The sequence below is a fragment of the Pseudomonas sp. GM78 genome (assembly GCF_000282475.1).
Lineage (GTDB): Bacteria > Pseudomonadota > Gammaproteobacteria > Pseudomonadales > Pseudomonadaceae > Aquipseudomonas.
Genome location: NZ_AKJF01000210.1, coordinates 1 through 23884, shown reverse-complemented (window position 1 = coordinate 23884; position 23884 = coordinate 1). Strand labels below are relative to the sequence as shown.

The following is a 23884-nucleotide window of genomic DNA, read 5'->3' as shown; positions in this document are numbered from 1 at the left end:
GGAGGATTAGTGAACAGAAGCAAAGACTTAGGTGAGGAACGGTGGTACCAATTGAGGAAATTTCGAACGATGCACCCCCCTGTGGGAGCGAGCCTGCTCGCGATGGCGGTGTTAAATTCAACATCAATGTGGACTGTTACTCCGTCATCGCGAGCAAGCTCGCTCCCACAGGGGTTCAGCTGATTCCAAAAATCAATTTGACACGCAATCATATGATGATTAGCGTGGACACCCATCGCAAACGGCTTTGAGGTGCCCATGTCCAGCAGTTTTCACGCGTCGACGGTCGACTGGCTGGGCTGCTGGATCGCTGCCGGGCACGTCAAGCCGGGTGAGGCGCTCAAGGTCGAGGCCGACCTCGGCGAACAACTGGGTGTCAGCCGCACCGTCATTCGCGAAGCCATCAAGACCCTGGTCGCCAAGGGCATGCTCGAAGTCGGGCCGAAAGTCGGTACGCGGGTTTTGCCCGTGCGGCGCTGGAACCTCTTCGATCCACAGGTCGTCGGCTGGTTGTCGCGCAGCGGCTTGCCGGAAAATTTCGTCGATGACTTGCTCGACTTGCGCCGCACCATCGAACCGATGGCAGTGCGCTGGGCCTGCGAACGGGCCACCGCGCAACAGCTCGAAGCAATATTATTGGCCTACAACGCATTGGCGCGGGCGGTGGACAGCGGTGTCGATTACAACCGCGCCGACCAGCTCTTCCACGAGTGCATCCTCGCTGCCAGCCACAATCAATTCATCGAGCAAATGGTCCCGGCCTTGGGCGCACTGTTGGCCGTGTGTTTCGAAGTGTCCGCCGCCGACCCCGACGAACTGCGCCGCACCTTGCCTATTCATAAAGACATGGCCGACGCCATCGCCGCCCGGGATACCGCGCGGGGTGTCTGGGCCTGCATGACCCTGATCGATAACGCCGACCTGGCGATCAAGCGCTTTTACCCGCAGGTCATGGCCGAGAAAAAAGCCAGCTGAGCCCCAGATAAAAAACAACAATAATGCAGGAGGTTTCATGGAGTGGACTGCGGTTACCGAGCACCGGGCGCAACTGGGCGAAGGTCCGTTCTGGGATGCGCCGACCCAGGCGCTGTACTGGGTGGACATCGCCGGCAAACAGGCGCTGCGGTTGATCGGTGCCAACGTGCAGATCTGGCAGATGCCGGAGCACGTCTCGGCGTTCATCCCCTGTGCGAGCGGCGATGCGCTGGTCACCCTGAGCAGCGGCGTGTATCGGCTTGACCTTGATTCTGCGGGATTGGAGCCGCGACTGACCTTGTTCTGCGTCGCCGATCCGCAGCCCGGCAACCGTGCCAACGAAGCCCGCTGCGATGCCCAGGGCAGGCTGTGGCTCGGCACCATGCAAAACAACATCGGCGAGCAGGGCGAAGACCTGCCCATCGAACGGCGTTCCGGTGGCCTGTTCCGGGTTGATCGCGATGCACGGGTGACGGCGCTGCTGCGTGGCCTGGGCATTCCCAATACGTTGTTGTGGAGCGATGACGCCACCACCGTTTATTTCGGCGACAGCCTCGACGGCACGTTGTACAGGCACTTCATTCGTACCGATGGCCATCTCGAGCCGCCACAGCCTTGGTTCGGCCCCCACCCACTCGGCGGCCCGGACGGCTCGGCCATGGACGCCGAAGGTTATATCTGGAATGCCCGATGGGACGGCAGTTGCCTGCTCAGGCTGACACCGGACGGGCAGGTTGATCGGGTGATCGAACTGCCCGTTAGCCGTCCGACCAGTTGCGTGTTTGGCGATGCCGACCTGAAAACCCTGTACATCACCAGCGCCGCGAGTCCCCTTGGACATCCACTGGACGGGTCCGTTTTGTCGATTCGTGTCGACGTTGCGGGAAAGGTCTGTAGTCGGTTTTCCGGATAAATCCCAAAATATGGGACTATAAATTATATATTGAGATTATCAGTCGCTCAGGTTTATAGTCGGCTCCATCAGTTACACGCACTCACACTTACAAAAACAAAACAGGTGAAGTGATGCAGCGATATTCCCCCGCACTCCCTTGTGGAGTCCGCGTTTCAGAGCACCTCGATGCTGAAACGTTTTCGCGCCTGCCTGTTTCTTCTTCAACGCCTTTTGACCGGACATCCACGGATGCCCGGTTTTCGTCGTGCTTTCGAACAGGAGTCCTGATCCATGGCTGAACCTCTTTCGTTGCCACCGGTGCCCGAACCCCCCAAGGGCGAGCGCCTGAAAAACAAAGTCGTATTGTTGACCGGTGCCGCCCAAGGCATCGGCGAGGCGATTGTGGCGACCTTCGCGTCCCAGCAGGCCAAGCTGGTCATCAGCGATATCCAGGCGGAGAAAGTCGAAAACGTCGCGGCGCAGTGGCGGGGCAAAGGAGCCGACGTGGTGGCGATCAAGGCCGACGTTTCCCAGCCGCAGGACCTGCAAGCGATGGCCAGGCTGGCGGTCGAGCTACACGGGCGGATCGACGTGCTGGTCAACTGCGCCGGGGTCAACGTGTTCCGTGATCCGCTGGAAATGACCGAGGAAGACTGGCGCCGCTGCTTCGCCATCGACCTGGATGGCGCCTGGTATGGCTGCAAGGCGGTATTGCCACAGATGATCGAGCAGGGCATCGGCAGCATCATCAACATTGCCTCGACCCATTCCACCCACATCATTCCAGGCTGCTTCCCGTATCCCGTGGCCAAGCACGGCCTGCTCGGCCTGACCCGCGCCCTGGGTATCGAATACGCACCCAAGGGCATTCGCGTCAACGCCATCGCGCCGGGCTACATCGAAACCCAATTGAACGTCGACTACTGGAACGGCTTTGCCGACCCCCATGCCGAACGCCAACGCGCCTTCGATCTGCACCCGCCGCGCCGCATCGGCCAGCCGATCGAGGTGGCCATGACCGCGGTGTTCCTGGCCAGTGATGAAGCGCCGTTCATCAACGCCTCGTGCATCACCATCGATGGCGGGCGCTCAGTGATGTACCACGACTAGGTAGACCGGATCTCAGGTGCAAAACTGCGCCTGAAATTCAATCATCATACGATATGACTATTGGCACTACGCTCAACAAAAACAACAAGGAGTCAGCTTATGAATCGTCGTCATGCCATCCGTTCCCTGTGCTGCGCCGCCGTGGCGGTCAGCGCGTTCAGCCTCAGCAGCACGCTGCTGGCGGCCGAAGAAGTGAAAATCGGCTTCCTGGTCAAGCAAGCGGAAGAACCCTGGTTCCAGACCGAATGGGCCTTCGCTGAAAAGGCCGGCAAGGAGAAGGGCTTCACCCTGATCAAGATCGCCGTGCCTGACGGCGAGAAAACCCTGTCAGCCATCGACAGCCTGGCGGCCAACGGCGCTAAGGGTTTCGTGATCTGCCCGCCGGACGTGTCCCTGGGCCCTGCGATCATGGCCAAGGCCAAGCTCAACGGTTTGAAAGTGATCGCCGTGGATGACCGCTTCGTCGATGCCAGCGGCAAATTCATGGAAGACGTTCCGTACCTGGGCATGGCCGCTTTCGAAGTCGGCCAGAAGCAGGGTAGCGCCATGGCCACCGAAGCGAAAAAACGCGGCTGGGAGTGGAAGGACACCTACGCGGTGATCAACACCTACAACGAACTCGACACCGGCAAGAAACGCACCGACGGTTCGGTCAAGGCGCTGGAAGATGCCGGCATGCCCAAGGATCACATCCTGTTCTCGGCCCTGAAAACCCTCGACGTACCGGGCAGCATGGATGCCACCAACTCGGCGCTGGTGAAACTGCCGAGCGCGGCGAAGAACCTGATCATCGGCGGCATGAACGACAACACCGTGCTGGGCGGCGTGCGTGCCACTGAAGCCGCCGGTTTTGCCGCGGCGAACGTGATCGGCATCGGCATCAACGGTACCGACGCCATTGGCGAGCTGAAGAAACCAAACAGCGGCTTCTACGGGTCGATGCTGCCAAGCCCGCACATCGAGGGCTACAACACCGCCAGCATGATGTACGAGTGGGTCACCAGCGGCAAAGAACCGGCGAAGTACACCGCCATGGACGACGTGACGCTGATCACGCGCGACAACTTCAAGCAGGAACTGGAAAAGATCGGCCTGTGGAACTGAGGGCCGGTTGATTTCATCGGCGGCCCCGGCAGCGGGGTTGCCTGCTCTGTGAGAAGAGGTGGCTATGCACGCGCAAACCCAAGTACAGCAACACACCGCCGGCGGCAGCTTGCGCTTCAACGGGATCGGCAAGACCTTTCCTGGCGTGAAGGCGCTGGACAACATCAACTTCGTCGCCCATCCGGGGCAGGTTCACGCCTTGATGGGCGAGAACGGCGCCGGCAAGTCGACCTTGCTGAAAATCCTCGGCGGCGCCTACATCCCAAGCAGCGGCGACCTGCAGATCGGCGGCCAGACGATGGTCTTCAAATCCACGGCCGACAGCATCGGCAGCGGCGTTGCAGTTATCCATCAAGAGCTGCACCTGGTGCCGGAAATGACGGTCGCGGAGAATCTTTTTCTCGGCCATCTGCCAGCCAGTTTCGGCCTGATCAATCGCGCCACTTTGCGCCTGCAAGCCCTGGCCTGTCTCAGGGGGCTGGCCGACGAAATCGACCCGCAGGAGAAAGTCGGGCGCCTGTCCCTCGGTCAGCGGCAACTGGTAGAGATCGCCAAGGCCTTGTCCCGTGGCGCGCATGTCATCGCCTTCGACGAGCCCACCAGCAGCCTGTCGGCGCGGGAGATCGATCGCTTGATGGCGATCATCGGGCGGCTGCGCGACGAAGGCAAAGTGGTGCTCTACGTCTCCCATCGCATGGAGGAAGTGTTCCGCATCTGCAATGCGGTGACGGTGTTCAAGGATGGCCGTTACGTGCGCACCTTCGAAGACATGAGCGAGTTGACCCACGATCTATTGGTCACCTGCATGGTCGGTCGCGACATCCAGGACATCTACGATTACCGCCCGCGCCCGCGCGGCGCGGTGGCATTGAGGGTCGACCGCCTGCTCGGGCCTGGCCTGCGCGAGCCGGTGAGTTTCGACGCGCACAAGGGCGAGATTCTCGGCTTGTTCGGCCTGGTCGGCGCGGGGCGCACAGAACTGTTTCGCCTGCTCAGCGGCCTGGAGCGCAACACCGCCGGCCGCCTTGAACTGCGCGGCCATGAACTGAAACTGCGCTCGCCCCGGGATGCGATCGCGGCCGGGATCCTGCTGTGTCCCGAGGACCGCAAGAAGGAGGGCATCCTGCCGCTGGCGAGCGTCGCCGAGAACATCAACATCAGCGCCCGTGGTGCGCATTCGACCTTCGGTTGCCTGCTGCGTGGCCTGTGGGAGAAGGGCAACGCCGACCAGCAGATCAAGGCGCTCAAGGTGAAAACGCCACACGCCGGGCAACAGATCAAGTTCCTGTCCGGCGGCAACCAGCAGAAGGCCATTCTTGGTCGCTGGCTGTCGATGCCGATGAAAGTCCTGCTGCTCGACGAGCCCACCCGCGGCATCGACATCGGCGCCAAGGCCGAGATCTACCAGATCATCCATAACCTGGCCGCCAGCGGCATTGCAGTGATCGTGGTGTCCAGCGACCTGATGGAAGTGATGGGTATTTCCGACCGCATCCTGGTGCTGTGCGAAGGCGCGCTGCGCGGCGAACTGAGCCGCGAACAGGCCAATGAATCCAACCTGCTGCAACTGGCTTTGCCGCGCCAACGCGCTGACGGCGTGGCGAACTGAGAGGTGACTATGATGACAACCCAAAACGAAACCCTGCCGACTGCACGCAAACCCCTGGACCTGCGGCGCTTTCTTGATGATTGGGTGATGCTGCTGGCGGCCGTCGGTATCTTCGTGCTGTGCACCTTGCTGATCGACAACTTTCTCTCGCCATTGAACATGCGCGGCCTGGGCCTGGCGATTTCCACCACCGGGATCGCCGCGTGCACCATGTTGTACTGCCTGGCGTCGGGGCATTTCGACTTGTCGGTGGGTTCGGTGATCGCTTGCGCCGGGGTGGTTGCCGCCGTGGTGATGCGCGACACCGACAGCGTCTTTCTCGGTGTCAGTGCGGCGCTGGCGATGGGGCTGATCGTCGGGTTGATCAACGGTATCGTGATTGCCAAGCTACGGGTCAATGCGCTGATCACCACGCTGGCGACCATGCAGATCGTGCGTGGCCTGGCCTACATCTTCGCCAACGGCAAGGCGGTGGGGGTGTCCCAGGAGTCGTTCTTCGTGTTCGGTAACGGCCAGTTGTTCGGCGTGCCGGTGCCGATCCTGATCACCATTGTCTGCTTCCTGTTCTTCGGCTGGTTGCTCAACTACACCACCTACGGGCGCAACACCATGGCCATCGGCGGTAACCAGGAAGCGGCGTTGTTGGCGGGGGTCAACGTTGACCGGACCAAGATCATCATCTTCGCCGTGCATGGCCTGATCGGTGCGCTGGCCGGGGTGATCCTGGCATCGCGCATGACCTCGGGCCAGCCGATGATCGGCCAGGGTTTCGAGCTGACGGTGATCTCGGCCTGCGTACTTGGCGGCGTGTCGCTCAGTGGCGGCATCGGCATGATCCGGCATGTGATTGCCGGGGTGTTGATCCTGGCGATCATCGAGAACGCGATGAACCTGAAGAACATCGATACGTTCTACCAGTATGTGATTCGCGGTTCGATCCTGTTGCTGGCCGTCGTCATCGACCGCCTCAAACAACGCTGACGCCCCAAAACCTGTGGGAGCGGGCTTGCCCGCGATGGCGGCTTATCTGACACATAGATGTTGGATGTGCCGACCCTTTCGCGGGCAAGCCCGCTCCCACAGGTTATGTAGGTACCCTCCCTCCTTCTGTCACCTCCCGTAAATATTTCTTGCCCGCCTCAAGCTGTTTCGGTTTCAATTTGTACATGATTAGACAGGTACGATTCGACAAGAAACAACGGGTGGTCGACGAACTCATCCGGCGCATCGAAAGCGGTCTCATGGAGGACGGTTTCCATCTGCCGGGCGAGCATCAGTTGGCTCAAGAATTCAAAGTCAGCCGGGGAACCTTGCGTGAAGCGCTGGCCGAATTGAAACGGCGCAACTACATCGCGACGCAAAGCGGGGTCGGATCCATCGTCACCTTTGACGGTGTGGCGCTCGACCAGCGCAGCGGCTGGGCCCAGGCCCTGGCCGACAGCGGTGCGCTGATCAATACCGAAGTGCTGCGGCTGGAGGCGGTGACCCGTCCTGATTTGCTGCCGCGTTTCGGCACCGACCAGTTCATCACCCTGGACCGTCGCCGGCGTTCCAACGATGGCACGCTGGTCTCCCTCGAACGCTCCTTGATGCCCGCTACCGGTGGCCTGGAAAGCCTGCCGCGGGTTGGCTTGATCGATAACTCGCTGACCATCACCCTGGCCGCTTATGGCTACATCGGCGAGCGCGGCGATCAATGGATCGGCGCCGAGCCGTTGAATGCCGAAGATGCCGAATTGCTGGGCCGTCCGGTCGGCACGGTGTTCCTCAAAGCCTTGCGCACCACCTATGACCGGCAAAACCGCTTCATGGAACAGGTGGAAAGCTTGCTTGACCCTGTTCATTTTCGCCTGCACCTGCAATTTGGAGCGTCGAAATGACCGCGCTCAATCGTGCGCTTGGTGCGTTCTATGGCCTGGCCCTGGGCGATGCACTGGGCATGCCGACTCAATCCCTGAGCCGCGCCCTCATCCAGGCGCGCTTCGGCGAAATCACCGACCTTGAGGATGCCGGCCCCGATCAGCCGATCGCCGCCAACATGCCCAAGGGCTCGATCACCGACGACACCGAGCAGGCCATTCTGGTCGGTCAATTGCTGGTCGAGGGCCAAGGCAACATCGAACCTTCGGTCCTCGCACAACGTTTGATCGAATGGGAAGCGGTGATGCAGGCCAAGGGCTCCCAGGACTTGCTCGGCCCTTCGACCAAACGCGCGATCGAAATGATCCTCGCCGGCCATTCACCCGAAGAAGCCGGGCGCTACGGCACCACCAATGGCGCGGCGATGCGGATCACCCCGGTCGGGATTGCCGCGGATGTGGCCAATCCCGAACGCTTCATCGATGCCGTGGTGCAGGCCTGCCAGGTCACCCACAACACCACGCTGGGCATTTCCAGCGCGGCGGCGGTGGCGGCGGTCGTTTCCGCCGGGATCAACGGCATGGACCTGGGCGAGGCGCTGAACCTCGGCCAGCAAATCGCCCTGCAAGCCGAAGGTCATGGCCACTGGGTGGCCGGCGGACGCATCGCTTCGCGCATCAGTTGGGCGCGCAGCATCAGCGTCGACAGTGACAAGGCGTTGCTCGCTGATTTGCTGTACGACGTGATCGGCACCTCGGTGGCTTCGCAGGAGTCGGTGGTGGTGTCGTTTGCCCTGGCCCAGCAAGTGGCCATCGGCGAAATGAGTGCCTTTGAGGCGCTGTGCATGGCGGCGAGCCTGGGTGGCGACACTGACACCATCGCGGCGATTCTGGGGGCGATGCTCGGGGCCTGCCTGGGGCTGCAGAGTTGGCCACTGGCGATGATCGAGAAGATCAAGACAGTCAATGATCTGGAGCTGGAGCCATTGGTGCTGGGGCTGTTGGCCTTGCGCTGATCGGACTGACGCCATCGCGGGCAAGCCCGCTCCCACAGGGATTGTGCAAGCCGCAAGGTGTACACAGTACCTGTGGGAGCGGGCTTGCCCGCTATAGGCGCTCCGCCGATTCAATTTGATAACCCGCAACGGAACGCACCCACACGGCCAGGACTGCCGGCATGTTGTGCCGATTTCCCTCATTGCCCACAACCACAAAAATGGCAACAGGAGTATTTTTCATGAGTTCATCGAACGCCGGGCAGAACGCCGGGCAACTGGAAACCCGCGGCATCGAGCCGGTGCCGGAGGCCGAGTGCAACGGGCATCCGCTGCAGCTGTTCTGGGTCTGGTTCGCCGCCAACATTTCCATTCTCGGCCTGCCGCTGGGCGCGACCCTCGTGGTTTTTCGCGGGTTGGCGATCTGGCAGGCGGTCATCGTCGCGATCCTCGGTGCCGCCGGTTCCTTCGCGGTGGTCGGGATCATTTCCATCGCCGGTCGTCGCGGCCGCGCACCGAGCCTGACCTTGTCCCGCGCCATCTTCGGCGTGCGCGGCAATATCGGCCCGACCCTGGTGTCGCTGATGTCGCGCCTGGGCTGGGAAACCGTGAACACCACCACCGCGGCGTTCGTGTTGCTGTCACTGTGCTCGATCCTGTTCGGTTCGCCGGTGGAAGCCAAAAGCGCGCCGTTGCTGACCCTGGTGTTCATCGCGATTTTCGTGCTGCTGACCTTGTCGGTGTCCGGCCTCGGTCACGCCACGTTGCTGGTGATCCAGAAGTGGGCGACCTACGTGTTCGGCGCACTGAACATTCTGGTTGGCGGCTTCCTCTGCGCCACCATCGACTGGAGTGCGGTGTTCAACGCTACACCGGCGCCAATGAGTGCGATGATCATCGGCATCGGCACCATGGCGGCCGGCACCGGGATCGGTTGGGCCAACGCCGGCGCGGACATGTCGCGCTATCAACACCGCAGCGTCAAGGCCGTGCGCCTGGTGGCATCGGCGGCGTTCGGTGCGGGCATTCCACTGGTGCTGTTGATCACCCTCGGCGGTTTGCTGTCGGTGGGCAACAACGACCTGGCCCAGGCCACCGATCCGATCATCGCCATCCGCGACATGCTGCCGACCTGGATGGCCGTGCCGTACCTGATCACCGCCTTCGGTGGCCTGCTGCTGTCGAACAACCTGTCGGTGTACTCCGCCGGCCTGACCACGCTGACCCTGGGCCTCAAGGTCAAGCGCGTCTACGCGGTGGTGGTGGACATCGTGGCGATCTTCGCCGGTTCGATTTACTTCATGCTGATCGCCGACAGTTTCTACGGCCCGTTCATCACCTTCATTTCCCTGCTGGCGGTGCCGATCACCGCGTGGGTCGGGATCTTCGTGGTCGATCTGATGCATCGTCACTACTACAGCCCCAAGGACCTGCTGGACGTCAGCCCAAGCAGCGCCTACTGGTATCGCGGCGGCGTCGAGTGGCGCGCGTTCGGTGCCTGGGCGGTGGCGATCGTGCTCGGTTTCAGCTTCACCACCATCGGCACCACGGCGGAAAACGTCTGGTTCAAGGGTTTCCTGTCCGACTCGTGGCTGGGGCATAACGGCCTCGGCTGGATCGTGACCTTTGTGGTCGCCGGTGGCATTTACCTGCTACTCGGCGGAGCGAAGGATCGTCGTGCCGCGCTGATCGAGAACGCTCATGCCTAAGATGCTGCACACCGGCCAGGTCATCATCGACCTGGTCATGGCCGTGGATACATTGCCGCAAGCGGGGGGCGACGTGTTGGCGCAGTCCGCCAGCTTCGAAGCCGGCGGCGGTTTCAATGTGATGGCCGCCGCACAGCGTAACGGTCTGCCGGTGGTCTATCTCGGTCGGCATGGCACCGGGCGTTTCGGCGATCTGGCCCGCGCAGCGATGCTGGCCGAAGGTATCCGCATCGGTATCGTTCATCCCGCCGAGCGCGATACCGGGATCTGCGTGGCGATCACCGACGCCTCGGCCGAACGCAGCTTCGTGTCCTACATCGGTGCCGAGGGCGAAGTGACTGCGCAAGACCTGGCCAGCGTGCCGGTCGAGGCGGGCGATTATGTCTACGTCAGCGGCTACAGCCTCCTGCAGGCGGGGAAGGCGCAGGCGCTTGTGGATTGGGTACTGGCATTGCCGGGCGGGATCAATGTGGTGTTCGATCCGGGGCCGTTGGTGGATTCGCCGGATGCGCCGCTGATGCAGGCGTTGCTGGCGCGCATCGATGTGTGGACCAGCAATGCGGTCGAGGCGTTGAAGTTCACCGGCGCAACGGACATCGACCGGGCGCTGGATCGTCTGGTCGAGCATTTGCCGCGCGATGTGCTCATGGTCGTTCGCGACGGACCCCAAGGGTGCTGGATAGACCAGCAGGGCGAGCGGCGACATGTACCAGGTTTCAAGGTGCAGGCGGTGGACAGCAATGGCGCCGGTGATGCCCATGCCGGGGTGTTCGTGGCGGGGCTGGCGCAGGGGTTGTCGGCGCGTGATGCCGCGCAAAGGGCCAATGCAGCAGCGGCGTTGGCGGTGACCCGGTGGGGACCGGCTACTTCGCCTGGGACGATAGAGTTGAATGAGTTGATCAGGAAGACTTTCGGCGGATGATCCGCCGCCATCGCGAGCAGGCTCGCTCCCACAATGGATCTGTGAACGACACAAATCCCCTGTGGGAGCGAGCCTGCTCGCGAAGGGGGCCTGACATTCAGCACATAAAATCAGGCATCCAGCTTGCGTGCTGCTTCAACCCCAGCAGCGCTGAGTTTGATCGGCAGGTTCAACGAGTGTTCACCGGCCTCGTTGCACACCACATTGCCGTGCTGGATCAGCCCGCGCTCTTGCAGTGTGGCGAGGGTACTGGCGACGATTTTCTCCCCCCGGTAATTGTCCAGCACTTCCTTGCCCAGGCCGCTCGGGTGGGCGTGCAGCAGGCGGGTCAGGACTTCTTTTTCCAGGTTTTTATCGACGTTCATGGTTACCTCTTCATTGCGATGGGTAAGTAGTGCGGCGAACTATTGGCTTGCGCCGCCTAAAGAGCCCGAGCCATCGGTGGTGGTCGAGCCGATGCCGGGGCTGGCGTTATCGGGTGTCTTGGTGTCCGGCAGGTTCAAGCCGCCCTGGCGGCCCATATCGTTGCCCTGGGTCCGCGGATCGGTGCCGGTTGATGGCGGCAAGCTGCTGTCCACGCCCGTACCATTGGTATTCATGGCGGGGGCGCTCTGGATGGCGGGAGCTTTGGGGCTTTCGACCGGGTTGGTAGGGCCCGTACCGGAGGCAGTGGTGGCAGCGATGGCGAGCGGGGACAGCAGGACAGCGAGGGCGAGGGCGGTCAACCTGGACGAGATCATGGGGGTGTCTCCATTGATTTAGAGTCCTTACCTGATGTTGGTCCACCCCCGTTTCGAATTGGTGCCTGATCGACGACGAACGGTTCAGGCCTGTTGCAACGCCTTGGCCGTGCAGATTCGACGCCAGATCAATCGGCCTACGGTGATCAACCAATTGAGCAGGGCGACCGCCATTACCGTAAGTAGCAGCGTGGCCATGCCGTGTTCGACGATGATTTTCCCGGCGAGCAACGGAAAGCCAAACACGCCGATAAAGTACGACAGGCTGAACAACAGCAAGGCCTGCGCCGTGGTGCCGTTCGGCGCTTCATTGGCGGCGAGGCCGTTGATCACCGAGTACGTCAGCCCGTAGCCGACCCCGAGCATGACCGCCGCGATCACGTAGCTCAAGCCATCATCGACCACGAAACCGAACATCAGGATCGAGCCCAGCATCAGGCCTGACAGCAGGCAGGAAGCGCGCAATGGATCGCGCTTGACTACGAAACCTGCGACCAGCATGCGGCTGCTGATCGCGGCGGCCATGAAGCCCAGGAAGAACAGCGAATAATCGAGCGAGCGTGCCGCTGCGTAGCTGGTCTGGAAACTCGACAGGCCACCGAACACGCAACCGCCGAGGCCAACCATGATGATGGGGAACACCGCTCTGGACGACAGCACCTGAGCGGTTGCACGCCAGGAAATCCGCGACACCGCCGTCGATTGCAGCGATGCTTTTTTCAGGTGTCGATCCAGCTGCCAGAACAGCAAGACACCGACCAGGCTGGCCAGCGCGGCGAGATAAAATGCCGCTGTCACTGGGTAGCCGAGGGCGCTTGCGGCGCGACCCAGCAAGGGCCCGCTGCCGATCCCGGTCATCATGCTGCCCGACAGCAACGCGAAGTATTTGGCCCGTTGCGCGGGATTGACCAGGCTCGCGACGATGATCGGCCCGAGGGTGTAGAACACTCCCCAGCCCAAGCCCAGCAACAGCCCGAAAAACAGCAGCAGATGGCCCACGCCCGGCGTCAAGGCGAAGCCCAGGCTGGCCGCCACCAGCAACAGGCCGAACAACGCGACCGAACGCGCGGCACCGAGCAAGTCGGATAAGTGACCCGACACAATCACCGCAGCAAACGTGCTCAGCATCGCTGCCGAAATCACACTGCCGGCGTCGTGTTCGTTGCCGCCGCGCGAGCCAATCAGCAGCGACAGCAAAAAGGTCGAACCGTACGACAGCGAGAGCAGGTAACTGGCCAGGCAAAAGAGGCCGAACAATTTGCTGGAGACTGGTGGTGTTGCAGTGGACATGACGCGGTTCCTTGACCCGATGAATACGCAGGTCATCTATCTATCATGCAACGTGTCTATGTTAGGTCTGAGCTTGGCGATGCCAGGGTTAGTGCGAACCGGAGTAAGGTGCTCCCTCGCCACAATTCTCGCGGCGCCTTAGTATGGCGTTTTCAACTTTTGACAAGGCACGTCCATGACGATCGAAATCCGCCCGGCGACCCCCAGTGACGCGCCGCAAATCCTCGCGTTCATCACTGAACTGGCCGACTACGAACGTGCTCGCCATGAAGTCATCGCCAGCGTCGCCGACATCGAACGCAGCCTGTTCAGTGAAGGGGCGACGGCCCATGGCCTGATCTGCCTGCGCGAGGGTGTGCCCATCGGTTTTGCAGTGTTCTTTTTCAGCTACTCCACGTGGCTGGGCAGCAACTGCCTGTACCTCGAAGACTTGTACATCACCCCTGAACAACGCGGCGGCGGTGCGGGTAAAACCCTGCTGCGGCACTTGGCGAAAATCGCCTGTGCCAACGACTGTGGGCGCTTTGAATGGAGCGTGCTGGAGTGGAACACCCCGGCCATCGACTTCTACAAATCCCTGGGCGCGCAGCCGCAGGAGGAGTGGGTTCGATACCGCATGGATGGGGCAGTCTTGCGGGATTTTGCTGAGGGTAATTAATACCGTTTAAAAGATCGCAGCCTTCGGCAGCTCCTACATGAATCGCGTGTAAACCCGATCCTGTAGGAGCTGCCGAAGGCTGCGATCTTTTTTTGTCTTATATCAATATATGGGATTGATATTTATATATTGAGATTTATCGACGCCAAGGTTTATAGTCCGCCTCACTCACTGCCAAAAACAGAACAGGTGAAGCGATGCAGGCGCAATTGATCGCGCTCGACTGGGGGACAACCTCATTACGTGCTTACAAACTTGCCGCGGGCGGCCAGGTGCTCGAACAACGTTCGCTGTCGTCGGGGATCATGCAGTTGCCCAAGGCTGCGCGGATCATCAACGGTCGCGAATGCGCCGACGGTTTTGAACTGGCGTTTGACGAGGCCTGTGGCGATTGGCTCGACGAACAGCCCGGCTTGCCGGTGATCGCCTGCGGCATGGTCGGCAGCGCCCAGGGCTGGCGTGAAGCGGCCTATCGCGACACGCCGGCGAACGTCGCCAGTCTCGGCACTTCCCTGCAAACCGTTCGCAGCCTGCGCGGTGTCGATGTGCACATAGTGCCGGGGGTGATCCAGCGTTCGCGCCTGCCGAACGTGATGCGCGGTGAAGAAACCCAGGTACTCGGCGTACTGCAGAACCTCGCGGGCGAGGCGGGCAGCGATCTGCTGATCGGCCTGCCGGGCAGCCATTCGAAATGGGTGGAAGTGGCCGATGGCTGCATCGTGCATTTCGATACCTTCATGACCGGCGAAGTCTTCGCTGTGCTCAGCGAACACAGCATCCTGGGGCGTACCCAGCAGCGAAGCGCGTCATTCGATGCCGATGCATTCGATCGTGGCGTGCAAGTGGCGTTGTCGGCGGATGGAGAAATCGGCCCCTTGTCGACCTTGTTCAGCGCCCGCAGCCTCGGCCTCACCGGTGAACTCAGCGCCACGGCGCAAGCGGATTACCTGTCCGGCCTGTTGATCGGCCATGAACTGTCGGCCCTGGCCTGCGTGCAGCGCCGTCGCCGCAACAGCGTGCACCTGCCTTCGATCATCCTGATCGGCAATTCCCAGCTGTGCAGCCGCTACAGCCGCGCGCTCGATGCCTGCGGTTTTGCGCGGGTGACGTTGGCCGAGCAGGCCACCGAACGCGGGTTGTGGCAGCTGGCACTAGCGGCCGGCCTGATCGCGTCCAAGCCAAATCGTTAAACCTGACTGGAGTCCAGACATGCTCAAACAAGCACTGGCGCAAAACGGGCTGATCGCGATCCTGCGTGGCCTGCGCCCGCAAGAAGCCGCCGCCATGGGTGAAGTCCTGTATGCCGCCGGATTTCGCGTGATCGAGGTGCCGCTCAATTCCCCTGAGCCGTACGAAAGCATCCGCATCCTGCGCAGTACTTTGCCCGCCGATTGCCTGATCGGCGCGGGCACGGTGCTGACGCCGCAGCAGGTTGAACAGGTCAAGGCGGCCGGCGGCCAGGTGATCGTCATGCCCCACAGCGATCCGCAGGTGTTGCGTGCGGCGAAAGCGGCCGGCCTTTACCTGTCGCCCGGTGTCGCCACCCCGACCGAAGCCTTCGCGGCACTGGCCGAAGGCGCGGATGTGCTGAAGATGTTCCCGGCCGAGCAGATTGGCCCGGCGGTCGTCAAAGCCTGGCTCGCCGTACTGCCGGCGGGAACGATCCTGGCACCGGTCGGTGGCATCACCCCGGCCAACATGCAGGTGTTCATCGACGCGGGCGTCAAAGGCTTCGGCCTCGGTTCCGGGTTGTTCAAACCGGGCATGACGCCAGATGAAGTGGCGCTCAACGCCAAGGCTTACGTGGCTGCCTGGAAAGCCCTTCGCTAAGACTTTTTGGCGCTGCGAGCGCTGCATCTACAAGAGAGATAAAAAGATGAAAATCACCAAACTGACCACCTTCATCGTTCCGCCACGCTGGTGCTTCCTCAAGGTCGAGACCGACGAAGGCGTGACCGGCTGGGGCGAGCCCGTGGTCGAAGGCCGCGCCCACACCGTTGCGGCTGCCGTTGAGGAATTGTCCGACTACCTGATCGGCAAAGACCCACGCAACATCGAAGACATCTGGACCGTGCTGTACCGCGGTGGCTTCTACCGTGGCGGCGCGATCCACATGAGCGCCCTGGCCGGCATCGACCAGGCATTGTGGGACATCAAGGGCAAGGCGCTGGGCGTGTCGGTCAGTGACCTGCTGGGTGGACAGGTGCGGGACAAGATCCGCGTGTATTCGTGGATCGGCGGCGACCGCCCGGCAGACACCGCGCGCGCGGCGAAAGAAGCGGTCAGCCGGGGTTTCACCGCGGTGAAAATGAATGGCACCGAAGAGTTGCAGTTCCTCGATACCTTCGACAAGGTCGACCTGGCCCTGGCCAACGTCGCCGCCGTGCGTGATGCGGTGGGGCCGAACGTCGGCATCGGCGTCGACTTCCATGGCCGGGTTCACAAGCCCATGGCCAAGGTGCTGATGAAGGAACTCGATCCGTACAAACTGATGTTCATCGAAGAACCGGTGCTCAGCGAAAACTACGAAGCGCTGAAGGAACTGGCACCGCTGACCAGTACGCCGATTGCCCTGGGTGAGCGCTTGTTCTCGCGCTGGGATTTCAAACGCGTGCTCAGCGAAGGCTACGTCGACATCATCCAGCCGGATGCTTCCCATGCGGGCGGCATCACCGAAACCCGCAAGATCGCCAACATGGCCGAAGCCTACGACGTGGCGCTGGCGCTGCATTGCCCGCTGGGCCCGATTGCCCTGGCGGCGTGCCTGCAACTGGACGCGGCCTGCTACAACGCGTTCATCCAGGAACAGAGCCTGGGCATCCATTACAACGAGAGCAACGACCTGCTCGACTATGTGAAGGATCCGCGGGTGTTCGACTACGACAAAGGCTTCGTGAAAATCCCGAACGGCCCGGGCTTGGGGATCGAGATCAACGAGGAGTACGTGATCGAACGCGCCGCGGTCGGCCACCGCTGGCGCAACCCGATCTGGCGCCATGCCGACGGCAGTTTTGCCGAGTGGTGAGTGCCTGACACACCACTGAACCCCTGTGGGAGCCAGCCTGCTGGCGATCTGGCCGGCACATCCAGCCTTTAAGGTGACTGACACACCGCTATCGCCAGCAGGCTGGCTCCCACAGTTTGATCTCCATGGACAGGGAGATCTGCCGTTCCACCGACCTCAATAAACATAAAAAGAGGCACTTCCCATGCAACCGCAAACCCTCACCGGGCAGGCGTCGTTGGCGGCGCCCAGCCGCAAGCGTTTTTTCATCATGGTCCTGTTGTTCATCACCGTGGTGATCAACTACCTGGACCGCAGCAACCTGTCGATCGCCGCACCGGCGCTGACCAGCGACCTGGGCATCGATCCGATCCACGTCGGCCTGATCTTCTCGGCCTTCGGCTGGACCTACGCCGCCATGCAGATTCCCGGTGGCTGGCTGGTGGACCGGGTGCCGCCGCGCATTCTCTATACCGCCGCGCTGCTGTTATGGTCGATTGCCACGGTCATGCTCGGCTTCGCGGGCAGTTTCGTCGCGCTGTTCGTGTTGCGCATGGCCGTCGGTGCCCTGGAAGCGCCGGCCTATCCGATCAACAGCCGCGTCGTCACCACCTGGTTCCCGGAGCGCGAACGCGCCACGGCCATCGGTTTCTACACCTCCGGGCAGTTCGTCGGCCTGGCATTCCTGACACCGGTATTGGCCTGGCTGCAGCATGAATTCGGCTGGCACATGGTGTTCGTCACCACCGGCGCAGTGGGCATTCTGTGGGCGGTGATCTGGTACGCGGTGTATCGCGAGCCACGGGATTTTAAAGGCGCCAACGACGCCGAAATCGAGCTGATCAAAGAAGGCGGCGGGCTGGTGGACATCCAGTCCGAACAAGCCAAGGTCAAAGCCAAATTCAGTTGGACCGATCTGGGCATTGTCCTGACCAAGCGCAAGCTCTGGGGCATCTACCTCGGCCAGTTCTGCCTCAACTCGACGCTGTGGTTTTTCCTGACGTGGTTCCCGACCTACCTGGTGAAATACCGCGGCATGGACTTCATCAAGTCCGGCTTGCTGGCATCGCTGCCGTTTCTCGCAGCGTTCGTCGGCGTGCTGTGTTCAGGGTTCTTTTCGGACTTCCTGATTCGTCGTGGCTACACCGTGGGTTTCGCCCGCAAGTTGCCGATCATCAGTGGCCTGCTGATCTCCACGTCGATCATCGGCGCCAACTTCGTCGAATCGACGCCGCTGGTGATCGCCTTCCTCGCGCTGGCGTTTTTCGGCAACGGCCTGGCATCGATCACCTGGTCGCTGGTGTCGACCCTGGCGCCAGCGCGCTTGCTTGGGCTGACCGGCGGGGTGTTCAACTTCATCGGCAATCTGTCGGCCATCGCCACGCCGATCGTCATCGGCTTCCTGGCCAGCGGTGACTCCTTTGCCCCGGCCATCACCTATATCTCGGTGCTGGCGTTGATCGGTGCACTTTCCTACATCTTGCTGGTGGGCAAGGTCGAGCGTATCAAGTTGTAGTCGTGACCTGCGGGCGACCATAATGCCGCCCGTTCACTCGCTCAACGGTAAAGGCTGGATATGCAGGAAGACGCCCCAAAAATCGCCAAGGACGCCGCGCCGACCGGCACCCAGACACTGCTTCGCGGCCTGGGTGTGGTTCAGGCCGTGGCCAGTGGCGCCCGCGATCTCAAGGAAATCGCCCGGTTGATCGGCACCACGCGCAGCACCACCCATCGCCTGGCCAGTTGCCTGGTGGACGAGCGGTATCTGCGAGTGGTGCCGCAGGTCGGTTATCTGTTGGGGCCCAAGCTGATCGAACTGGGGTTTCAGGCGCGCGAAGAATTGCCGCTGGTGACCCTGGCCGGGCCGTATCTGGATGAGTTGTCGGCGTTGACCGGCGACACCATTCACCTGGCCATCCGCGAAGGCGACGAGGTGCTGTACCTGCACAAGAATCCGGGGCGCAACGGTCCGGAGATGCGCTCGCGGGTCGGCCATCGCATGCCCTTGGCGCGCACCGGGATCGGCAAGGCGTTGATGCTCGATGACTCGCCGCAAGAGTGGCAGCGCCTGTACGAAGTCAGCCTGCCGGTGGGTGGGAAAAACCAGTTCTGGCCGCAGCACCCCGAGCAATCCTGGGAGCAGTTCCAGCAGCGCATGACCGAGTACGTGGCCGGCGGTTACGCCTTCGACCTGGAAGACAACGAACCGTCGATCCGCTGCGTGGCGGCGCCGATCCGCGATGCCAGCAAACGCATCGTCGCCGCCATCAGCATCGCCAGCACCGTGCCGTACATGCCGCTGGAAAAAATGGCCGAGCTGATTCCCCTGATCAAAGGGGTCACGGCCCGGCTGTCGGCGGAGCTTGGCCTCAAGGTTTAAAGCTTGAGGGTCGCCATGTCGATGACGAAGCGGTACTTCACGTCACCGGCGATCATGCGCGCGTAGGCTTCGTTGATCTGGCGGATGTCGAGCATCTCGATGTCGCAAGTGATGTTGTGCTCGGCGCAGAAATCCAGCACTTCCTGGGTTTCGGCGATACCGCCGATCAAGGAGCCGGCCAGCACGCGACGGCCCAGCACCAGTTTCGCGGCATGCACCGGTGGATCGATCGGTTCGATCAGGCCCACCAGAATGTGCACGCCGTCGAAGCGCAGGGTGTCGAGGTACGGGTTGAGGTCGTGCTGTACTGGAATGGTGTCCAGCAGGAAGTCGAAATGTCCTGCCGCAGCCTTCATCTGTTCGGCATCGGTGGACACGATCACGTGATCGGCGCCCTGACGACGACCTTCTTCGGCCTTGCTCGCCGAACGGGTGAACAACGTCACTTCGGCGCCCATGGCCTTGGCGAACTTGATGCCCATGTGGCCCAGGCCGCCCATGCCGAGAATCCCGACCTTGTCGCCAGCCTTGACGCCGTAGTGCTTGAGCGGAGAGTAGGTGGTGATACCGGCACACAGGATCGGTGCGGCGCTGGCCAGGTCGAGTGTTTCCGGAATGCGCACCACGAAATGCTCGCTGACCACGATGCTGTCGCTGTAGCCACCCATGGTGTTGCTGCCATCGACACGGTCGGGAGTGGCGTAGGTCATGGTCGGACCTTCAAGGCAGTATTGCTCGAGGTTGGCATGACAGGCTTCGCAACTGCGGCAAGAGTCGACCATGCAGCCGACGCCGACCAGATCGCCGACTTTGTGTTTAGTAACGTTCGCACCAATGGCGGTAACTTTTCCGACGATCTCGTGGCCAGGCATCAACGGGTAAACGGCAATGCCCCATTCGTTGCGTGCCTGATGGATGTCGGAATGGCACACGCCGCAGAAGAGAATCTCGATCGCGACGTCGTCGGGCCGGGGGCTGCGACGTTGGAATTTCATCGGGGCGAGGGGCGTGGTGGCCGACTGGGCGGCATATCCGATGGCGGTGTACATGGTGAGCCTCGCAAAAGCGTTAACAGGTGAGGCGGCGCATTCTGGGCGCCGGCCCCCGTCGCGGCCATGGCGATTCCTCCGGGTGTCATGCCTATTCCTCCGGCATGCGGCTTTGATCGATCGCATTGGCGATCAGACCTGCGATGATGTTTTCATCCCTTTTTCCGTGACTTTTTTTGTGAAGAGCTTCGATGTTGTTGACCCGTCACCTTGATGCCAATGCCACCCTGGTTTCGCTGATCGAGCCGCTATCGACGCGCGACGGATTCGTCCCGACCGCCTTGCCGGGTGTGCAGGTTCTGCGGGCCAGTTGCGATATGGCCCGTGGGCCGCAGATCTATGAGCCGAGCCTGGTGATCATCGCCCAAGGCAGCAAATTGGCGTATTTGGGCCCGCGCACCCTGGAATACGGGGCAGGGCATTACCTGATCCAGGCGCTGCCGGTGCCGTTCGAGTGTGAAACCTTTGCAGCACCGGACGGGCCGATGCTCGGCGTGTCGGTTGCGATCGACCGGGTGATGTTGGGCGAGCTGGTGCTGGCGATGGGCCTGGCGCCGGGGCGGCATATCCCGGCGCAAACACCTGAGTCCATGACCTCGGCCGTGCTCGATGATGCGATGCGCGGTTGTGTCGAACGACTGCTGCGTTGCCTGCACGATCCGCTGGAATGCCAGATCATGGGGCAGGCGCGTTTGCGCGAATTGTTGTTCGTCGCATTACGTGGTCCGCAGGCCGATGTATTGCAGGCGCTGGTTGAGCAGCAGGGGCAGTTCGCCCGGATCGCGGCGTCCCTCAGTCATCTGCATGCGCATTACACCGAACCGCTGAACGTCGAGACCCTGGCCAGTTGCGCGAACATGAGTGCGTCGACCTTTCATGAGCATTTCAAGCGCAGCACCTTGTTGTCGCCGGTGCAGTACCTGAAACGATTGCGTTTGCTCAGGGCGCAGCAGTTGTTATTGGGCGAGGGCTTGGGCGTGGCGCAGGTGGCGCATCGGGTGGGGTATCAAAGCACGTCGCAGTTCAGTCGCGAGTACAAACGCTACTTCGAGCGCAACCCAGGAGACGAACGCGCCGCCTGAAGCACCGAAAATCCCTCTGTAGGAGTGAGCCTGCTCGCGATGAGGACGTGTCAGTCGACATCATCGTTGCCTGATTCACCGCTATCGCGAGCAGGCTCACTCCTACATTGGTTTTGTGGTGAAATAAAAATCGAGGGCAACAAAAAGGCCCCCGAATTGGGAGCCTTGATGTTCAGCGGTACGGCTTACATGTTCGGGTAAGTCGGGCCGCCGGCACCTTCCGGTGTCACCCAGGTGATGTTCTGTGCAGGGTCCTTGATGTCGCAGGTCTTGCAGTGAACACAGTTCTGGGCGTTGATCTGGAAGCGCTTCTCGCCGTCTTCCTTGGTCACCACTTCATACACGCCGGCCGGGCAGTAGCGCTGGGCAGGTTCGTCGTACAGCGGCAGGTTCTTGCTGATCGGGATGCTCGCGTCGGCCAGTTTCAGGTGGCACGGCTGCTCTTCTTCATGGTTGGTCCCGGAGATGAACACCGAGCTCAGTTTGTCGAAGCTGATCTTGCCATCCGGTTTCGGGTAGTCGATCTTCTTGCAGTCGGCCGCCAGTTTCAGGCACGCGTAATCCGGCTTGGTGTCGTGCAGGGTGAACGGCAGTTTGCCGCCGAAGATGTTCTGGTCCAGCCAGTTGAAACCGCCGCCGACGATTGCGCCGAACTTGTGGATCGCCGGGCCGAAGTTGCGGCTGGCGAACAGTTCTTCGTACAGCCAGCTGTTCTTGAAGCTTTCGACGTAATTGGTCAGTTCGTCGCCGCCTTCGGACTCGGCGAACAGGCGATCGGCCACGGCGTCAGCCGCCAGCATGCCGGACTTCATCGCGGTGTGGCTGCCCTTGATCTTGGCGAAGTTCAGGGTGCCGAGGTCGCAACCGATCAGCGCGCCACCCTTGAAAACCATTTTCGGTAGCGAGTTCAGGCCGCCCTTGCAGATGGCGCGGGCGCCGTAGCTGACGCGCTTGCCGCCTTCCAGATACTGCTTGAGCACCGGGTGATGCTTGAGGCGCTGGAACTCGTCGAACGGCGACAGGTAGGTGTTGCTGTAGGACAGGTCGACGATCAGGCCCACGACCACCTGGTTGTTTTCCAGGTGGTAGAGGAACGAGCCACCGGTGTTCTCGGTGCCCATGATGTCCATCGGCCAACCGGCGGTGTGCACCACCAGGCCTGGCTGGTGTTTGGCCGGATCGACTTCCCAGATTTCCTTCAGGCCGATGCCGTAGTGCTGCACGTCGGAATCATTATCGAGGTTGAAGCGCTTGATCAGTTGCTTGCCGATGTGGCCGCGGCAACCTTCGGCGAACAGCGTGTACTTGCCGCGCAGTTCCATGCCCGGGGTGTACAGGCCTTCCTTCGGGTTGCCTTCGCGGTCAACGCCCAGATCGCCGGTGATGATCCCGCGAACCACGCCGTTCTCGTCGAACAGCGCTTCCTGGGCAGCGAAGCCCGGGTAGATCTCCACGCCCAGGTTCTCGGCCTGCTGGGCCAGCCAGCGGCACAGGTTGCCCAGGGAGATGATGTAGTTGCCTTCGTTGTGCATGGTCTTGGGCACAAAGAAGTCTGGAATTTTTTGCGCGCTTTCGGCGTTTTTCAGCACGAAGATGTCATCGCGGGTGACCGGCGTGTTCAGCGGTGCGCCGAGTTCTTTCCAGTCCGGGAACAGTTCGTTCAGGGCGCGGGGTTCGAACACCGCACCAGACAGGATGTGAGCACCGACTTCGGAGCCTTTTTCGACCACGCAGACGCTGATTTCCTTACCGGCTTCGGCGGCCTTCTGCTTCAATCGGCAGGCAGCGGAAAGACCAGCGGGGCCGGCACCGACGATGACCACGTCGAATTCCATGTATTCGCGTTCCACAGGTTATCTCCTACTCAAGGCTCAACAGTTTTTTTTCTAATATGGAGGTTGGGTGTCGCATCCATGAATCCCAGCGCAACGCCGGGAGCGGACAATCGATTAACCACCTTTCTCTTTGGTGGCGCATTATATCTACACCACTCTCAGCGTCCAATACAAACGTTTGTTTGAAATGGCTCAAAGCCAGAGAAATCAAAGTCACGCGGGGTATGAACGGCCATTTTGGCGTATTGACCGGAATAGGCGTTCCGGTCAAGATACGGGCGGTTTTGCGCTCGCCGTAGGCTGACTGTTGGTTTCAAGAGCACCTCTAAAGACAGGGCGATGGCAGTGGAAAGTGATGCGCCGTGCGGGTTTGACGCGCAGTTTACACGTCGCGATATTGAATGACTCGTTAGTCACTCCTGACGAACGGTCATCAGCATCATGAGCGATGGTCACTTGACACGTTTGCCGGCGTTTTTGGAGGTGCCCTTGCGCCCGATGAGCATCAACCGCCAGGTTCGCCTAGGCGACTTTCTTTTCACCGGAGAGTAACGAGGAATCCATGAAGGTTCTTGTAGCTGTCAAACGCGTTGTGGATTACAACGTGAAAGTTCGCGTCAAGGCGGACAATTCCGGCGTCGATCTTGCCAACGTCAAGATGTCGATGA

The 23884-nt window shown here is 61.3% G+C and carries 22 protein-coding genes and 1 pseudogene; 18 read left to right on the top strand and 5 right to left on the bottom strand.

What is annotated here, in order from left to right; all coding sequences use genetic code 11:
* Nucleotides 1-258 precede the first annotated feature (258 nt).
* The 10 genes from PMI35_RS02090 (at nt 259) to PMI35_RS02135 (ending at nt 11178) form a co-directional block, all read left to right on the top strand.
* Entirely contained in the window at nt 259-975 is a 717-nt protein-coding gene (locus tag PMI35_RS02090) for a FadR/GntR family transcriptional regulator (RefSeq protein ID WP_008065876.1), read from the top strand.
* A 37-nt stretch (nt 976-1012) separates the two neighbouring features.
* Entirely contained in the window at nt 1013-1888 is an 876-nt protein-coding gene (locus PMI35_RS02095; RefSeq protein ID WP_008065874.1) for an SMP-30/gluconolactonase/LRE family protein, read from the top strand.
* A gap of 273 nt (nt 1889-2161) precedes the next feature.
* A complete protein-coding gene (locus tag PMI35_RS02100) occupies nt 2162-2980 on the top strand; it encodes an SDR family oxidoreductase (protein ID WP_008065872.1) in 819 nt (272 codons plus the stop codon).
* A gap of 99 nt (nt 2981-3079) precedes the next feature.
* A complete protein-coding gene (locus PMI35_RS02105; RefSeq protein ID WP_008065870.1) occupies nt 3080-4084 on the top strand; it encodes a substrate-binding domain-containing protein in 1005 nt (334 codons plus the stop codon).
* 64 nt (nt 4085-4148) lie between these two features.
* On the top strand, nt 4149-5693 hold the full coding sequence (gene araG / locus PMI35_RS02110) for an L-arabinose ABC transporter ATP-binding protein AraG (protein WP_008065869.1): 1545 nt from the start codon (nt 4149-4151) through the stop codon (nt 5691-5693).
* Between the two features lie 12 nt (nt 5694-5705).
* A complete protein-coding gene (gene araH, locus PMI35_RS02115; protein WP_032832152.1) occupies nt 5706-6674 on the top strand; it encodes an L-arabinose ABC transporter permease AraH in 969 nt (322 codons plus the stop codon).
* 185 nt (nt 6675-6859) lie between these two features.
* The gene (locus PMI35_RS02120) at nt 6860-7573 is read left to right on the top strand and encodes a GntR family transcriptional regulator (protein WP_008065865.1); all 714 of its coding nucleotides are present in this window, start codon (nt 6860-6862) and stop codon (nt 7571-7573) included.
* Nucleotides 7570-8568 (top strand): ADP-ribosylglycohydrolase family protein, encoded by a 999-nt coding sequence (locus PMI35_RS02125; RefSeq protein WP_008065863.1) that lies wholly within the window; start codon nt 7570-7572, stop codon nt 8566-8568. Before PMI35_RS02120 ends, PMI35_RS02125 begins: the two co-directional genes overlap by 4 nt.
* Before the next feature lie 221 nt (nt 8569-8789).
* Nucleotides 8790-10256 carry a purine-cytosine permease family protein gene (locus PMI35_RS02130; protein WP_008065861.1) on the top strand — a complete coding sequence of 489 codons (1467 nt, stop codon included), beginning with the start codon at nt 8790-8792 and terminating at the stop codon, nt 10254-10256.
* Nucleotides 10249-11178 carry a PfkB family carbohydrate kinase gene (locus tag PMI35_RS02135; protein WP_008065860.1) on the top strand — a complete coding sequence of 310 codons (930 nt, stop codon included), beginning with the start codon at nt 10249-10251 and terminating at the stop codon, nt 11176-11178. The genes PMI35_RS02130 and PMI35_RS02135 overlap by 8 nt, the downstream gene beginning before the upstream one ends.
* Before the next feature lie 110 nt (nt 11179-11288).
* Here the strand turns inward: PMI35_RS02135 and PMI35_RS02140 are convergent, their stop codons facing one another.
* From PMI35_RS02140 to PMI35_RS02150, 3 genes are all read right to left on the bottom strand, one after another.
* The gene (locus tag PMI35_RS02140) at nt 11289-11543 is read right to left on the bottom strand and encodes a hypothetical protein (protein WP_008065858.1); all 255 of its coding nucleotides are present in this window, start codon (nt 11541-11543) and stop codon (nt 11289-11291) included.
* 39 nt (nt 11544-11582) lie between these two features.
* Nucleotides 11583-11918: a hypothetical protein gene (locus tag PMI35_RS02145; protein ID WP_008065856.1), complete on the bottom strand. Its 336-nt coding sequence runs from the start codon at nt 11916-11918 to the stop codon at nt 11583-11585.
* Between the two features lie 84 nt (nt 11919-12002).
* Nucleotides 12003-13208, bottom strand: a complete 1206-nt coding sequence (locus PMI35_RS02150) for an MFS transporter (RefSeq protein WP_008065854.1) — start codon at nt 13206-13208, stop codon at nt 12003-12005.
* 175 nt (nt 13209-13383) lie between these two features.
* Between PMI35_RS02150 and PMI35_RS02155 the strand changes: the two genes are divergently transcribed.
* The 6 genes from PMI35_RS02155 (at nt 13384) to PMI35_RS02180 (ending at nt 19250) form a co-directional block, all read left to right on the top strand.
* Complete coding sequence (locus tag PMI35_RS02155; protein WP_008065853.1) at nt 13384-13866, top strand: GNAT family N-acetyltransferase; 483 nt, start codon at nt 13384-13386, stop codon at nt 13864-13866.
* A gap of 197 nt (nt 13867-14063) precedes the next feature.
* Entirely contained in the window at nt 14064-15056 is a 993-nt protein-coding gene (locus tag PMI35_RS02160) for a 2-dehydro-3-deoxygalactonokinase (RefSeq protein WP_008065851.1), read from the top strand.
* 19 nt (nt 15057-15075) lie between these two features.
* Entirely contained in the window at nt 15076-15696 is a 621-nt protein-coding gene (locus PMI35_RS02165) for a 2-dehydro-3-deoxy-6-phosphogalactonate aldolase (RefSeq protein WP_008065849.1), read from the top strand.
* Between the two features lie 46 nt (nt 15697-15742).
* Nucleotides 15743-16891, top strand: coding sequence for a galactonate dehydratase (gene dgoD / locus PMI35_RS02170; RefSeq protein ID WP_008065848.1), 1149 nt, complete (start codon nt 15743-15745; stop codon nt 16889-16891).
* Nucleotides 16892-17075: 184 nt separating this feature from the next.
* Nucleotides 17076-18386 carry an MFS transporter gene (locus PMI35_RS02175; RefSeq protein ID WP_008065845.1) on the top strand — a complete coding sequence of 437 codons (1311 nt, stop codon included), beginning with the start codon at nt 17076-17078 and terminating at the stop codon, nt 18384-18386.
* A 60-nt stretch (nt 18387-18446) separates the two neighbouring features.
* Nucleotides 18447-19250, top strand: coding sequence for an IclR family transcriptional regulator (locus tag PMI35_RS02180; protein ID WP_008065843.1), 804 nt, complete (start codon nt 18447-18449; stop codon nt 19248-19250).
* On the opposite strand, the gene PMI35_RS02185 is transcribed toward PMI35_RS02180, so the two are convergent.
* The gene (locus tag PMI35_RS02185) at nt 19247-20299 is read right to left on the bottom strand and encodes an NAD(P)-dependent alcohol dehydrogenase (RefSeq protein ID WP_008065841.1); all 1053 of its coding nucleotides are present in this window, start codon (nt 20297-20299) and stop codon (nt 19247-19249) included. The genes PMI35_RS02180 and PMI35_RS02185 overlap by 4 nt on opposite strands.
* Nucleotides 20300-20490: 191 nt before the next feature.
* On the opposite strand from PMI35_RS02185, the gene PMI35_RS02190 reads away from it, so the two are divergent.
* Nucleotides 20491-21381, top strand: a complete 891-nt coding sequence (locus PMI35_RS02190) for an AraC family transcriptional regulator (protein ID WP_008065840.1) — start codon at nt 20491-20493, stop codon at nt 21379-21381.
* A 185-nt stretch (nt 21382-21566) separates the two neighbouring features.
* Here the strand turns inward: PMI35_RS02190 and PMI35_RS02195 are convergent, their stop codons facing one another.
* Entirely contained in the window at nt 21567-23231 is a 1665-nt protein-coding gene (locus PMI35_RS02195) for an electron transfer flavoprotein-ubiquinone oxidoreductase (RefSeq protein ID WP_008065838.1), read from the bottom strand.
* Nucleotides 23232-23778: 547 nt separating this feature from the next.
* On the opposite strand from PMI35_RS02195, the pseudogene PMI35_RS34330 reads away from it, so the two are divergent.
* A pseudogene (locus tag PMI35_RS34330) lies at nt 23779-23884 on the top strand (electron transfer flavoprotein subunit beta/FixA family protein); the annotation flags it as partial.

Coding starts and splice junctions, on each gene's coding strand:
- PMI35_RS02090 (WP_008065876.1), top strand. CDS start 259: ATGTCCAGCAGTTTTCACGCGTCGACGGTCGACTGGCTGGGCTGCTGG.
- PMI35_RS02095 (WP_008065874.1), top strand. CDS start 1,013: ATGGAGTGGACTGCGGTTACCGAGCACCGGGCGCAACTGGGCGAAGGT.
- PMI35_RS02100 (WP_008065872.1), top strand. CDS start 2,162: ATGGCTGAACCTCTTTCGTTGCCACCGGTGCCCGAACCCCCCAAGGGC.
- PMI35_RS02105 (WP_008065870.1), top strand. CDS start 3,080: ATGAATCGTCGTCATGCCATCCGTTCCCTGTGCTGCGCCGCCGTGGCG.
- araG (WP_008065869.1), top strand. CDS start 4,149: ATGCACGCGCAAACCCAAGTACAGCAACACACCGCCGGCGGCAGCTTG.
- araH (WP_032832152.1), top strand. CDS start 5,706: ATGACAACCCAAAACGAAACCCTGCCGACTGCACGCAAACCCCTGGAC.
- PMI35_RS02120 (WP_008065865.1), top strand. CDS start 6,860: ATGATTAGACAGGTACGATTCGACAAGAAACAACGGGTGGTCGACGAA.
- PMI35_RS02125 (WP_008065863.1), top strand. CDS start 7,570: ATGACCGCGCTCAATCGTGCGCTTGGTGCGTTCTATGGCCTGGCCCTG.
- PMI35_RS02130 (WP_008065861.1), top strand. CDS start 8,790: ATGAGTTCATCGAACGCCGGGCAGAACGCCGGGCAACTGGAAACCCGC.
- PMI35_RS02135 (WP_008065860.1), top strand. CDS start 10,249: ATGCCTAAGATGCTGCACACCGGCCAGGTCATCATCGACCTGGTCATG.
- PMI35_RS02140 (WP_008065858.1), bottom strand. CDS start 11,543: ATGAACGTCGATAAAAACCTGGAAAAAGAAGTCCTGACCCGCCTGCTG.
- PMI35_RS02145 (WP_008065856.1), bottom strand. CDS start 11,918: ATGATCTCGTCCAGGTTGACCGCCCTCGCCCTCGCTGTCCTGCTGTCC.
- PMI35_RS02150 (WP_008065854.1), bottom strand. CDS start 13,208: ATGTCCACTGCAACACCACCAGTCTCCAGCAAATTGTTCGGCCTCTTT.
- PMI35_RS02155 (WP_008065853.1), top strand. CDS start 13,384: ATGACGATCGAAATCCGCCCGGCGACCCCCAGTGACGCGCCGCAAATC.
- PMI35_RS02160 (WP_008065851.1), top strand. CDS start 14,064: ATGCAGGCGCAATTGATCGCGCTCGACTGGGGGACAACCTCATTACGT.
- PMI35_RS02165 (WP_008065849.1), top strand. CDS start 15,076: ATGCTCAAACAAGCACTGGCGCAAAACGGGCTGATCGCGATCCTGCGT.
- dgoD (WP_008065848.1), top strand. CDS start 15,743: ATGAAAATCACCAAACTGACCACCTTCATCGTTCCGCCACGCTGGTGC.
- PMI35_RS02175 (WP_008065845.1), top strand. CDS start 17,076: ATGCAACCGCAAACCCTCACCGGGCAGGCGTCGTTGGCGGCGCCCAGC.
- PMI35_RS02180 (WP_008065843.1), top strand. CDS start 18,447: ATGCAGGAAGACGCCCCAAAAATCGCCAAGGACGCCGCGCCGACCGGC.
- PMI35_RS02185 (WP_008065841.1), bottom strand. CDS start 20,299: ATGTACACCGCCATCGGATATGCCGCCCAGTCGGCCACCACGCCCCTC.
- PMI35_RS02190 (WP_008065840.1), top strand. CDS start 20,491: ATGTTGTTGACCCGTCACCTTGATGCCAATGCCACCCTGGTTTCGCTG.